Origin of the sequence: Stenotrophomonas sp. DDT-1 (assembly GCF_001580555.1) — a bacterium.
GTDB lineage: Bacteria > Pseudomonadota > Gammaproteobacteria > Xanthomonadales > Xanthomonadaceae > Stenotrophomonas > Stenotrophomonas sepilia.
Genome location: NZ_LEKR01000017.1, coordinates 24867 through 37566 on the forward strand (window position 1 = coordinate 24867; position 12700 = coordinate 37566).

The 12700-nt window shown below is 67.5% G+C and carries 9 protein-coding genes; 2 read left to right on the forward strand and 7 right to left on the reverse strand.

Annotation, left to right across the window (positions count from 1 at the left end; translation table 11 throughout):
• Positions 1-94: 94 nt before the first annotated feature.
• The 6 genes from AB839_RS10480 to AB839_RS10505 form a co-directional block, all read right to left on the reverse strand.
• Complete coding sequence (locus tag AB839_RS10480) at positions 95-691, reverse strand: GNAT family protein (protein ID WP_061479308.1); 597 nt, start codon at positions 689-691, stop codon at positions 95-97.
• The gene (locus tag AB839_RS10485) at positions 684-3809 is read right to left on the reverse strand and encodes an efflux RND transporter permease subunit (RefSeq protein WP_061479309.1); all 3126 of its coding nucleotides are present in this window, start codon (positions 3807-3809) and stop codon (positions 684-686) included. Before AB839_RS10485 ends, AB839_RS10480 begins: the two co-directional genes overlap by 8 nt.
• Positions 3806-4912 (reverse strand): efflux RND transporter periplasmic adaptor subunit, encoded by a 1107-nt coding sequence (locus AB839_RS10490; RefSeq protein WP_061479310.1) that lies wholly within the window; start codon positions 4910-4912, stop codon positions 3806-3808. The genes AB839_RS10485 and AB839_RS10490 overlap by 4 nt, the downstream gene beginning before the upstream one ends.
• Before the next feature lie 274 nt (positions 4913-5186).
• Positions 5187-7250, reverse strand: a complete 2064-nt coding sequence (locus AB839_RS10495) for a TonB-dependent copper receptor (RefSeq protein WP_061479311.1) — start codon at positions 7248-7250, stop codon at positions 5187-5189.
• A 72-nt stretch (positions 7251-7322) separates the two neighbouring features.
• Positions 7323-7754 (reverse strand): DUF2946 domain-containing protein, encoded by a 432-nt coding sequence (locus tag AB839_RS10500; protein ID WP_061479312.1) that lies wholly within the window; start codon positions 7752-7754, stop codon positions 7323-7325.
• Positions 7755-8432: 678 nt separating this feature from the next.
• On the reverse strand, positions 8433-9416 hold the full coding sequence (locus AB839_RS10505) for a LysR family transcriptional regulator (protein WP_061479313.1): 984 nt from the start codon (positions 9414-9416) through the stop codon (positions 8433-8435).
• A 209-nt stretch (positions 9417-9625) separates the two neighbouring features.
• Between AB839_RS10505 and cysK the strand changes: the two genes are divergently transcribed.
• Positions 9626-10585, forward strand: coding sequence for a cysteine synthase A (gene cysK / locus AB839_RS10510; RefSeq protein ID WP_061479314.1), 960 nt, complete (start codon positions 9626-9628; stop codon positions 10583-10585).
• A gap of 210 nt (positions 10586-10795) precedes the next feature.
• Positions 10796-11395 carry an O-acetyl-ADP-ribose deacetylase gene (locus tag AB839_RS10515; protein ID WP_061479315.1) on the forward strand — a complete coding sequence of 200 codons (600 nt, stop codon included), beginning with the start codon at positions 10796-10798 and terminating at the stop codon, positions 11393-11395.
• A 90-nt stretch (positions 11396-11485) separates the two neighbouring features.
• On the opposite strand, the gene AB839_RS10520 is transcribed toward AB839_RS10515, so the two are convergent.
• The gene (locus AB839_RS10520; RefSeq protein ID WP_061479316.1) at positions 11486-12631 is read right to left on the reverse strand and encodes a hypothetical protein; all 1146 of its coding nucleotides are present in this window, start codon (positions 12629-12631) and stop codon (positions 11486-11488) included.
• Positions 12632-12700 lie beyond the last annotated feature (69 nt).

A 12700-nucleotide genomic window follows, 5' to 3' on the forward strand; every position in this document is an offset into this window, starting at 1 on the left:
GTAGCGCTGTTTTGCAGAGCCGAGCCCATGCTCGGCTTGGGCCCCCGAGGGCAGCCGAGCATGGGCTCGGCGCTACAGCGGCCAGCCCGCGTGTTCAGGGCAGCTGCGTGCGCACCCGGGCGAAACGGCGCAGGTCGTGCAACACGCCGCGCTTGTAGACCGCGCAACGCTCCACGCCTTCTTCCTGGAAGCCGTTCTTCTCCAGCACCCGGGCCGAGCCGAGGTTGAAGTCGACCACGGTCGCCTGCAGCCTGAACAGGCGCAGCTCATCCATCACCCACGGGGCGAACAGGCCGACCACGCGGGTCATCAGGCCCTGCCCCCAATAGGCCCGGCCCAGCCAGTAACCCAGTTCGGCGGTATGCCCACGCTCGGCCACGCCCTGTTGGGCACCGACGCTGCCGCAGGCCTGGCCGTCGATCTCGATGGCCAGGTTCAGGGTGCCGGGAGCCAGCACGCGGCCGGCGAGGAAGGCCTCGCCATCCCCGCGCGTGTACGGGTAAGGGAAGCGGTCGCGCAGACCGCGCGATACCTCGGCGTCGTTGGCGTGGCGCAGCAGGGAGTCCAGGTCATCCGGGCGCCAGGGGCGCAGCTGGAAACCGTCACCCTGTAGTGGCGGGGTCAGAGCCCTTTCCGTTCCGGAAAGGGATCCGCCCCCTGGGCCGCCCCCGTCGGCGCCCGGGTCAGGCATGCCCGCCCACCGACGGCGATTCCGCTTCCTGCTTCTCCAGTTCGCGCTTCACCGCTTCCGGCGAACGAGTGTACGGCGCCAGCCGCGCGTAGAACGCCGGCACCACGAACAGCGACAGGAACGTCGATAGAGTCACGCCGAAAATGATCACGATGCCGATCGTGCCACGGCTGGCCGAACCAGGACCACCGGCGACCACCAGCGGGATCGCGCCGACCACGGTGGCGATCGAGGTCATCAGGATCGGGCGCAGACGCACCATCGCCGACTCGATGATCGCCTCGCGCACGCTGCGCCCATCGTCGCGCAGCTGGTTGGCGAATTCGACGATGAGGATGCCGTTCTTCGCGGCAAGGCCGACCAGCATCACGATGCCGATCTGGCTGAACAGGTTCACCGTACCGCCACTCACCCACAACCCGACCAGCGCGCCGAGTACGCCCAGCGGCACGGTCAGCATGATGGTGAGCGGATGGATGAAGCTCTCGAACTGCGCGGCCAGCACCAGGTACACCACCAGCAGCGCCATCGCGAAGGTCAATAGCACCGCGCCGCCGGCGCTCTGGTACTCGCGCGATTCGCCCTTCCAGTTCACCTGTGCGTACTGCGGCAGCTCTTCCTGGGCTACGTTCTGTGCCCAGGCGATGGCTTCGCCCAGCGGATAGCCCGGCGCCAGGCCGGCACTGATGGTGATCGAGCGCAGTCGGTTGAAGCGGTTCAGGGTGCCGGCCTCGGCCACTTCACTCAGCGTGACCAGGTTGGACAGCGGCACCAGCTCGCCGGAGTTGGCGCGCACGCGGATCGCGGCCAGGTCGGCCGGGCTGGCGCGACCATCGCGACCGGCCTGCACCAGCACGTCGTACTCCTCGCCGTTGTCGACGAAGGTGGTGACGCGACGTGAGCCCATCATGGTTTCCAGCGCCGAACCGATCGCGGTGACCGGCACGCCGAGATCGGCCGCACGCTGGCGGTCAATGTTCACCCGCATCTGCGGCCGGGTTTCCTTGTAATCGGAATCGGGGCCGACCAGGCCGGGATTGTCGGCCATGCGCAGCAGGATGCGGTCGCGCCACTGCGCGATCTCGGCATATTCCGGGCCGCCCAGCACGATCTGGAACGGTTGGCCGCCGCTGCGCACCAGGCCACCACCCACCTGCGTGCGTACGCGCACGCCGCGGATGGTATCCAGTTCCTTCTGCAGTTCGTTGGCGACTTCGGGCGTACCCTCGCTGCGCTGGCGCCACGGCTGCAGGAAGATGCTGACGCGGCCGGTATGCATTTCCTCGCTGGCGCCCCAGCCGCCCGGCACGCGGGGGTTGGCACGCACGATCGGCTTGTCCGGGCCGACATGCGGCGCCAGCAGCGATTCCACCTGCTGCACCTGCTGCACGGTGTAGTCGTAGCCGGCGCCTTCCGGGCCGTCGATCATGATCTGGAACGAACCGCGGTCTTCGGCCGGCGCCAGTTCCGACGGCAGCAGCTTGAGCAGGCCCCAGCTGGCAGCCAGTGCGGCCACCATCACCAGCAGGTAGATCCAGGTGCGGTCGACATGGTGATCGAGCACTCGCCCATAGGCACCCGCAAGGCGTTCCAGGTTGCGGTTGATGAAGCCGTGCAGGCCTCGCGGAGCCTGCCCGGTATGCGGCTTGAGCAGCTTGGAAGCCATCATCGGCGTCAGTGTGAGCGCAACGAACGCGGACAACGCCACGGCAGCGGCCAGCGCCACGGCCAGTTCGCGGAACAGTCGCCCGGTGTTGCCCTCCAGGAAGCCGACCGGCAGGAACACCGCCACCAGCACGGCAGTGGTGGCGATCACCGCGAAGGCGACCTGCGCGGTGCCGCGCTTGGAGGCCACCAGCGGTGGCTCGCCCAGGTCGATGCGGCGCTGCACGTTTTCCACCACCACGATCGCATCGTCCACCACCAGGCCGATGCACAGCACCAGCGCCAGCAGGGTCAGCAGGTTGATCGAGAAGTCGAACGCATACAGCGCGATGAACGCCGCCACCAGGCAGACCGGCACCGTCACCGCCGGAATCAACGCGGCGCGGAAGCTGCCGAGGAACAGCCAGATCACCGCCAGCACCAGGATCATCGCTTCCACCAGGGTGGCGTAGACGCGGTCCACTGCAGCTTCGATGAAGGTGGTGTTGTCGAAGGCGACGAAGATCTGCGTGCCCTTGGGCAGGATCAGCGCCACCCGCTCGGCCTCGGCGCGCGCCGTGCGTGCCACGTCCAGCGAGTTGGCGGTGGAGGTCTTGACGATGCCCAGGCCGATGCCGGGCTCGCCGTTGCTGCGGTAGTACGCGCGGCGTTCGGCCGAGGCCAGCTCGATCTTCGCCACGTCGCCCATGCGCACCACGTAGCCGTCGCGGCCCTTGCCCAGCGGGATGGTCGCGAAATCCTCGGGCTTGATGTAGTTGCGTTCCACGCGCAGGGTGAAATCGCGGTCGGTCGACTCGATGCGGCCGGCCGGCAGCTCCACGTTCTCGTTGCGCAGTGCGGTTTCCACGTCGCCGGTGGTCAGCCCGCGCGCGGCCAGCTGGTCACGGTCCAGCCAGATCCGCATCGCATAGCGCTGGCGGCCGCCGATGCGGACCTGGGCCACGCCATCGAGGCTGGAGAAACGATCGACCACGTAGCGGTCGGCGTAGTCGCTCAGTTCCAGCGTGTCCATGGTCGAGGACACCATGTTGAACCAGATGATCGGGTCGGCATCGCTCTCGACCTTGGCAATCTCTGGTGGCCGCGCCTCTTCCGGCATGCGGTCGGCGACACGGCTGACCGCATCGCGCACGTCGTTGGCCGCCGCTTCGATATCACGGTTGGAGGTGAACTCGATGCTGACCTGCGAGCGGCCGTTGGTGCTGCGCGCGTTGATCGTATCGATGCCTTCGATGCCGGCCAGCGCATCTTCCAGCACCTGGGTGATGCGGCTTTCGATGACCGCCGCCGACGCGCCGGTGTAGTCCACCGACACCGAGACGATCGGAGGGTCGATGGCGGGCAGCTCGCGCAGGGTCAGGCGGGTGAAGGACATCACGCCCAGCACCAGCAGCAACAGGCTCATCACGACGGCGAACACCGGCCGCTGGATGGAGATGTCGGACAGCTTCATCCGCCGTGGCCCTCGGCCGCGACCGGCGCCGGCGCGTCAGCCGGTTTGGTGCCGGAGGCCGGTGCGGCGTCCTTCGCAGCAACCTTCAGGCCCGGGCGCAGCTTGCCGGTGCCATCGACCACGATGCGCTGGCCCGCTTCCAGGCCCTGCCGGATCTCGACCACGCCGGCACGGCGCGCGCCGGTGACCACATCCACCCGCTCGACGCTGTCGTCGGCCTTGATGCGGTACACGAAGGTATCGCGGCCAACCTGTACCACGGCGATTTCCGGGACCACCAGCGCCGGGCGCTCGGGGCGGAACAGGCGCACGTCCAGCAGCATGCCCGGGCGCAATGCATGGTCGCCATTTGCGAAATCGGCGCGCACGGTCACCGCACGGGTGGCCGGATCGATGCGCGCATCGATGGTGCTGACCACGCCCTCGAAGGTGCGGCCCGGCCAGGCCACGCTGGTGGCACTGACCTTGTCACCAACACCCAGCGCAGCCAGCTCCACTTCCGGCACCTGGAAATCGACATGCATGTGCTCGATGTCGTCGAGCGTGGTGATGACCGTGGTCGGGGTCAGCAGCGATCCCGGGCTGACCTGGCGGATGCCGAGCACACCGGCAAAGGGCGCACGCACGCGTCGGTCACCAATGTCTGCCTGCATCTGCATCACGCGTGCCTCGGCGGCGTCGCGGATCGACTTCTGCGTATCCAGCGTGGCGCTGGAGACCAGACGCTGGGCGGCCAGTTCGCGCTGGCGCTTGTACAGCTGATCGGCTTCATGGAAGGTGGCCTGCGCCTGCACCAGTGCGGCTTCCTGGGCCTGCCCGCGCAGCGTCACGATCGGCGCACCGGCAGCAATGTGCTGGCCGCTCTCGAAGTGCACTTTCTCGACGATCTCGCTGACTTTGGCAGTGACGCTGATCGACTCGCGCGCCTTGGCCGTGCCCAGTGCCTGCAGGGTGTCGTTCCACTGCGTGGGCTGCACGACCTGCGCAGTGACCGGCACCGCTTCGCCCTGCCGACGTGCGGCGGCCTCCTGTTTGCCTGCGCACCCGGCCAGCACGGCCAGGCTGAGGCCGAGGGCCAGGGTCGAAGCGATACGAGCCAACATGAACGGTCCTGATTGATCCACGGCCGCCGAGTGTAGGCAAGTGCCCATAAAAGCGGTATGTGCCAAGCGTTTACCGGCGTGGAACCAAGGCTGCGATAGCGCCTTGAACCCGTTCCGTGCAAGGCTGCCATGGGCGGTGTCGGCGTGTGTCGGGGTGTATCCGGTGGTGCACCACCGCGGCCGTCATCGTAGAGTCGAACCTGCCCGACCGAGGGCGTCGGGCGGGGACGGATCCTGGCGGGGATCCGGCCCCGTTTTTTTTATGCCCGGCGGATCAATACCGGTAGTTCAACTTCATCCACACGCTGCGCCCCGGCTCGTTGATCCGCACCGGGTCGGCCGGGAAGCCGAAGTCGGCGCTGCCGGCCAGGTTCAGGTGCTCGCTGTAGGCGCGGTCGAACAGGTTGTCGACGCCGGCGCTGAGCTGCAGCTGCGAACTGAAACGGTACGCCGCATTGAGCGCGAAGGTGGCAAATCCAGCGCTCGGCCCGAGGTCCTGCGCGACCACGTTGCCCTGTCCATCTGCGACACGATGCTGATGGGTCACCGCACGCAGCAGCGCACCGGCGCTCCAGCGCTGGCCCTCCCAGTTCGCACTCAGGCGCGCTTCCAGCGGCGGCAGCTGCGGCAGCGGACGCGGCTGGTCGCGGTTCTCGCCCCAGGCATAGGCCAGCGTGCCACCCAGCTTCCACTGCTCGGCCAGGCTCACTTCCAACCCGGCCTCGGCACCGGCAATGCGCGCCTCGACGTTGCTGGCCTGGCTCATGCCCATCATGCCGCTGCCATGATAGGTGAACAGGATGTAGTCCTGGATCTGCCCGGCATAGGCCGAGACCCAGGCCTGAACGCGCGGTCCCTTGTACTGCAGGCCCACATCGAGCTGGGTGGTGCGCTCGGGCTGGATGCCGGCAAACGCGTTCACTGCGCCGGCCGGGCCGTTGTTGGGCGAGAACAGCTCCCAGTAGTCGGGCATGCGTTCGCTGTGGCCGAGGCCTGCATACCAGGTCAGGCCGTCGGCCAGGTCCTGCTCATAGCGCAGGAAGCCACTGCCGAGCCACGCCTTGCGCTTCTCGCCGGCCGTTGGGTTGGGCCGGCTGCCCATCATTCCACGGACGGACTGCCGCTCATCACGCACGCTGGCGCGATCGATGCGCAGCCCGCTGATCCAGCGCTGGTCGGTGCCGGCGCCGAGGGTCAACTCGGTGAACACGCCATAGCGGCGGAAGTTGGCATCGGTCTCCCAGGCGGCCTGGCGGTAGGTGTCGCGGCCCATGCCCATGCGGCCACGATGGCGGCTGTCTTCGCCGTCCACACCCGCCACCAGTTGCACGTCCTGCCAGCCCCACTCGGAACTGATCCGGCCGCCCTGGGTACGGCGGTCTACGTTCGACGCCATCGGCATCGGCATCATGCTGTTGGGATTCGGCGTGCGCAGCGTGTAGTTGTCCATCACGTGGTCGGCCTCGTTGTAGTACACGTTGGCCTGCAGCGTGTCCCACGCACCGGGCAGGTTGCGCTTCTCGAAGCGCGCGGCGTAGCTGGTGCGTTCGAACGCGGCACCGTCCATGCCGCGCCCCGCGTAGCGTGCGATCGCATCGCCGGCACCGGCGGAAACTTCCAGCAGCGTGTCGGCATCCGGCGTCCAGCCGATCGCCACGTCACCGTTCCACTTGCGCCACCTCGATGGCACCACATCGCCGTGGCCGTCCTTGTAGTCATCGGCTTCGGAACGGTTGCCGCTGGCGCGCACATAGCCGGTCGGGTTGCCCAGGGTCAGGTCCAGCACCTGGTCGTTGCGGTTGCGCGAACCGACCAGCGCGCTGGCATCGGCACGCAGGCCCGGTTCCTCGAAGCGCGGTGTATCGCGTTCGAAGCGCACGGTGCCGGCCGAGGCACCTGCCCCCCAGCGCACGCTCTGCGGGCCCTTGATGATGGTCAGCCGGTCGAAGCTCTCCGGTGCGATGTAGGACAGCGGGTTGTCCATGCGCGAGGGGCAGGCACCGATCAGGTTGCCGTCATTGCTGAGGATGTTCAGGCGCGAACCAAACATGCCGCGCAGCACCGGGTCACCGTTGGTGCCGCCGTTGCGGATGGCGGAGAAGCCAGGAACGGTCTTCAGGTAATCGGCGCCGTCACTGGCCGGAACCGGCTGCCGTGGCAGGCGTGGATCGGTCACCCAGTGCAGTGGCGACGAAGGCGCGGCGGCGGTGACCACCAGCGTGTCGAGAGTGCGCGCCTCTTCGGCAGGCGCGGCGTGGACCAGCGTTGCAGCCACGGCCAGGCCAAGGGCAACCGGCAGGCGCACGCAGGCACCCGCGGGGCGGGAAGTCATTTTCATCGGAACAGCTCCAAAGTACGCACGCGCGCACGGCGCCCGGTCAGGCGTCGTGCGGCAGATTCGATAGGGACATCAGCGGACGATGGCGGGGCGCGGTGGCCCACGTGCGGCGTGCGCCGGCCAACGCAGTGCCGGCAGCACCTGTTGCGACCACGGGAATACCAGCCGCGGCCGCCACAGCAACGGCAACAGCAGCACCAGCACCGCCAGCCACGGCAGCAGGCGCATGGCCAGCACGCAGTATTCGCAGGCTTCGCCGTGCATGGCGTGGGGGTCGGCCGGGCGGTTGGGTGCTGCCTGCGAAGCGCCATGCGGGTCGTGCCCGGCCATGGTCATGTCGTGCATGTCATGTCCCATGGCCGCGTGGTCCATGCCTGCCATCGCCGCGTGGTCCATCGGCGGCGCCTGCAGCGCGCGGCTGACCAGTGGCGCAAGCACCATCAGCAGCGTCGCCAGGACGGCGAGCTGGAGCAGAAGGCGCTGCGGGCGGGACAGGCGGGTCACCGCGCCAGTGTAGAGGCAGGTCCAGGGTTGCCCTGTGCGACGAACCGTCGCAGGAGGGGGTTTATCGGCAGGGCTGCGCCCTGCACCCGCTGCGAGCTGGAGCAACAGCAACAGCCGAAGCAAAAGCGGGCTTCCTGTAGGTAGGCGGGGTGGGTCCGGTTGCGGGGGACGCCGTAAATACGTCCATGTAGGCTCGGTCGCCGCTTGCTCGTGTGCGCTGTCCTGCGCACACGGCAAGACCGGGGTTGGGCGTCCTGCCCAACCCGCCCGAGGCATGCCTCGGGCCCATGCGGCTCATGCCCCCGCAACCGGACCCACCCCGCCTTCGACAGCTTCCCGCGATCTGCAGGAGATCCACGCCATGCGTGGATGAAACTCCATCGGAATCGAATATTTCGAATTGGAATCGAAAAGCATCCACGCATGGCGTGGATCTACTGTGTCGACCAAGGTCGACACCTACCAACAGCCATCGGGATCTGTCAGAGGCGGAGCGGTGTGGGCAGGCAGGACCGTTGGCGCCATGGATGGCGCCATCGAGCCCCCAAGGATGGGTTTAAGGCGTGTCCTGCCTGCCCACACCGCCCCGCCCCCCACGGAAGCCAGCTGTTGCTGTTGCTTCGGCTGTTGCCATTGATTCGGCGGGTGCAGGGCTGCAAGCCCTGCTCGACCAACCCCTCACACCGTGATGGTCTGGGTCAATGATTCCCACGTCGGGGGCACCGGCCACGCTGCGGCCTGGTTGCCATCCAGCACCCGCCGCAGGTCGCGCGGATCAATCTGTGGGGCCAGCACGTGCACCAGCTCCAGCGCGTAATCACGCAGCACGCGGTCGCGCGGCAACACCGCCCAGGCGATGCACTCGCTGATCGGATCCGGCGCCGGCCACGACCTCAGGTCTTCGTCATTGGAACTGACCGCCATCTCGGCCAGCAGGCCTACGCCCAGCCCCGTGCGCACGTAGGTCTTGATCAGGTCGGCATCGAGCGCGGTCAGCGCCAGGTCGGGCACCAGCCCATTGGTGGCGAAGGCGCGTTGCAGGGATGAGTTCGGTCGGGTTGAGGATTCGTAGCTGATCAGCGGCTGGCGGGCCAGCGCGGCCAGGTCCGGTGCGCGGCCGGCGCGGTCCAACGGGTGGCCCTTGGGTACCACCACCAGGCGTCGCCAGCGGAACAGCGGCACTGCGATGCCATCGGTCGGCTCACCGCCTGCGGTGCTGATGATGGCGATATCGGCGTCACCCTGGTTCAAGCGGTCCAGCGCGTCGGTTTCACCGGCCTGCTGCAGGTGCACGCTGACCTGCGGATAGGCCTGCTTGATCGCCGCCACCGCCGGCGGCAACACGAAGCGCGCCTGGGTGTGCGTGGTGGTCAGGATCAGCTGGCCCTGGCTTTCGCGCCGCTGGTTTGCCGCGTACGTACGGATGTTGTTGGCTTCGGCCAGCACCGCGCGGGCACGCGCGATGACTTCGGTTCCGGCCGGGGTAACCGACTCCAGGCTGCGCCCCTTGCGCACGAACAACAGGAAGCCGAGCTCGTCCTCCAGCTGCTTGAGCTGCTTGGACAGGCCGGGCTGGGTGGCGTGCACGCGCGAGGCGGCCAGCGTGATGTTCAGCTCGGCGTCGGCGATGGCTACCAGGTAGCGCAGCTGGGTCAGCGTCATGGGCAGGCAGGCGGCATGGGGCGGAAGTCCACTCTAGGGTCAATTGCCGTCACCAGCTTATAACCAAAGGTTGTTTAAGAAAGGTATCTGGTCATTTCCGGGCGTCATATGCCGGCGCTACGGTCAGCCGGCAGCCGCTGGCCTGAACGGCCAGCCCTCCCCCCTTCGCCCGCCGTAACCCGGCGCGGCCCCGTTTCCGGAGCGCTCCCATGGCCCTGTACGACTCCATCCTCGATACCGTCGGCAACACCCCCATCGTCAGGCTGCAGCGCCTGGCGCCCCCGCAGGTCAGCGTCTACGCCAAGGTCGAGTCGTTCAACCCGGGCGGCTCGGTGAAGGACCGCCTGGCGCTGGCGATCATCCTCGATGCCGAAGCACGTGGCCTGCTCAAGCCGGGCGACACGATCGTGGAGGCCACCTCGGGCAACACCGGCGTAGCACTGGCGATGGTCGCCGCCGCGCGCGGCTACAAGTTCGTGGCCACCATGGTCGAAACCTTCTCGGTCGAGCGCCGCAAGCTGATGCGTGCCTACGGCGCCAAGGTGATCCTGACCCCGGCCGCCGAGCGCGGCAGCGGCATGGTGCGCAGGGCGGCCGAGCTGGCCGAGCAGCACGGCTGGTTCCTGGCCAGCCAGTTCGCCAACCCGGCCAACCCGGCGTATCACCGCAACACCACCGCTGCCGAGATCCTGCGCGACTTCGCCGGCAAGCGGCTGGATTACTTCGTCAGCGGCTGGGGCACCGGCGGCACGCTCACTGGCGTAGGCGAAGTGCTGAAGGTGGCACGCCCGCAGACCCGCATCATCGCCACCGAACCGGCCGGCGCCGCCCTGCTCAAGGGGGATGACTGGAAGCCGCACAAGATCCAGGGCTGGACCCCGGACTTCGTGCCGGACGTGCTCAACCGCGACGTGGTGGATGAACTGGTCTCGGTCGAAGATGATCGCGCGATCGCCACCGCGCGTCGCCTGGCCGCCGAGGAAGGCATCTTCGTCGGCATCTCCGCCGGCGCCACCGTGGCCAGCGCACTGGACATCGCTGCCCGCGCTGAACCGGGCTCGGTGATCCTTGCGATGCTGCCGGATACTGGTGAACGTTACTTCTCCACACCGCTGTTCGCCGATGTGAACGAAGGATCCGACGACGACTGGCTGGCCGGCCTGCCGTAACAGCCGGGATCAGAGCCTATTCCATTCGGAAAAGGATCCGCCCCCTTCCCGCTTCAGCCTGCGTGAAGGCGTCGCCCGCCATCGTGCGCGAAGGCCGTCGGATCGCAGCGCGTGAGACGGTCATGACGCAGCATCGATGCCCTGTCCCCTACCGTGGGAACAGCCGGCGCAGATGCTGCGCGGATCACCTCACAGGCAGGAGACGGACGCATGAAGATCGAGGTTTGGCAGGGCGACATCACGACCCTGGCGGTGGATGCGATCGTCAACGCGGCCAATGAAACGCTGCTCGGTGGCGGCGGTGTAGACGGCGCGATCCATCGTGCAGCCGGGTCCGCCTTGCGGGCCGAATGCGAGCAGTTGCCGGAGCTGCGCCCGGGCGTGCGTTGCCCGACGGGTGAAGTGCGCGCCACCGGTGCCCATGCGTTGCCGGCGCGCCATGTACTGCACACGGTAGGCCCGGTCTGGCACGACGGCCAGCGCGATGAACCGGCGTTGCTGGCCAACTGCTACTGGAAGTCACTGCAGCTGGCCGAATCACTGGGCGTGCACTCCATCGCCTTCCCGGCGATCAGCTGCGGCGTGTATGGCTACCCGTTGTACCAGGCCGCGCAGATCGCTGTCACCGAAACACTGGCCTGGCAGCGCAGCCATGCGCAACCGATGCGCATCGTGCTGGTGGCGTTCAATACCGCAACGGCCAAGGCCTACCAGCAGGCGTTGAGCGCCGCCGGGCAAAGTGCTGACAGCGAACCGCGTGGGTCGCTGCTGCCGCCCCTGGGTGATGCGGGCCTTGCCGCCGCGCACTGAATCCGGCGGTCAGCGTCAAGGAAAGGCCGGGCATTGCCCGGCCTTTCCTGTAGCACCGTTGTCCACACTCCCACGGAGTGTGGAACACGTTCAACGGCTGGCAGCTTCCACCGCGGTGGCGTCATCGGCCACAGCAGCGGCGGCGTCGGCAGCGGCACTTGCCGCCGAGGCCGCAGCCTCGTCGGCGCTGGCGCCGTCCACCTGCACGCGTACTTCCACCATGCCCGCGCCGTTGCTCAGGCTGGACACCTCGACGGTGTAATGACCAGCCGGCAATGCTTCTTCCAGGCGTGCGTTGGTATCGTTGCCACCGTCATCGTCGGTCAGTTCGACATCGCCGCCAACCACGCGCAGCACGGTATCGAGCTGTCCGGAGATCGCATCCAACCGCACATTGGTCGGACGGTCCAACGTCAGCAGGAAGCGGCGGACGCCATCGTTGTCGAGCATCGTGTACACGCTGCCGGACTTCGGCAATGCGGTGCCATCGCGATCGACCAGGTTGCCCGGCAGCTCGATGCGATTGGCCGACAAGGTGAACATGCCACTGACGCCGTCGCCCAGGCCGCGCGCGGTCAGCGTGTACTTGCCCGGCTTCAGTGACAGGGTCAGGCGCGAGTTGGTGCTGTCGCCGCCGTCGTCATTCTCGGCATCCACGCCCTGCCCGGAAAGCTTCAGCACCGGGTCGAAGGCATCCGAGACCAGCCGGATCTCGTACAGGCCCGCCTTGTCCACCTGCAAGGTGTAGTCCTGCGAGTTGCTGGCCAGCATATCGACGATCTCGCCACTGCCCACCAGCGGCTTGCCGTCGTACGGCTTCAGCTTCTCGGCGCGAAGGCGATAAGGGCCGAACGCGGTCGGGCCATCGGCGTTGACTGCCACCTGGTAGGTACCACTGCCGTTGGCGCGGAAAGCCAGCGAGACGTCCCCCTCGCGCTCATAGCCGGTGTTGCTGGTGGATACCAGGCTGCCATTGTTGAACACGGCAATCGAACCGCTGAGGGCACCAGTAAGCTTCAGGCCGACCAGATCCCTGTCTTCCAGCTTGATCTGGTAGAGCTGGTGATGACTGCCGTCGTTGAAGTTGATGCCGCTGCGCGAGGTGATCTCGCCGGAGACCGGCTTGTCGAAATCGAGCGACGCGGCCTTGCCCGCATCCGCGCCGCCGCCGATGCGGTTGCACCCGCCGACGACCAGGACCGTGGCTACGGCCAGTGTGATTGCTGCCAAACGCATGTTGTTTCTCCTTGGCCTTCCATGTGGTTCCCACGCACCGGCCAGGCGCATGGGGGCGGAAAAGATACC

Bases quoted from the DNA above. Each gene is read 5' to 3' on its own strand.
- AB839_RS10480 (WP_061479308.1), bottom strand. From the start codon at position 691: ATGCCTGACCCGGGCGCCGACGGGGGCGGCCCAGGGGGCGGATCCCTT.
- AB839_RS10485 (WP_061479309.1), bottom strand. From the start codon at position 3,809: ATGAAGCTGTCCGACATCTCCATCCAGCGGCCGGTGTTCGCCGTCGTG.
- AB839_RS10490 (WP_061479310.1), bottom strand. From the start codon at position 4,912: ATGTTGGCTCGTATCGCTTCGACCCTGGCCCTCGGCCTCAGCCTGGCC.
- AB839_RS10495 (WP_061479311.1), bottom strand. From the start codon at position 7,250: ATGAAAATGACTTCCCGCCCCGCGGGTGCCTGCGTGCGCCTGCCGGTT.
- AB839_RS10505 (WP_061479313.1), bottom strand. From the start codon at position 9,416: ATGACGCTGACCCAGCTGCGCTACCTGGTAGCCATCGCCGACGCCGAG.
- cysK (WP_061479314.1), top strand. From the start codon at position 9,626: ATGGCCCTGTACGACTCCATCCTCGATACCGTCGGCAACACCCCCATC.
- AB839_RS10515 (WP_061479315.1), top strand. From the start codon at position 10,796: ATGAAGATCGAGGTTTGGCAGGGCGACATCACGACCCTGGCGGTGGAT.
- AB839_RS10520 (WP_061479316.1), bottom strand. From the start codon at position 12,631: ATGCGTTTGGCAGCAATCACACTGGCCGTAGCCACGGTCCTGGTCGTC.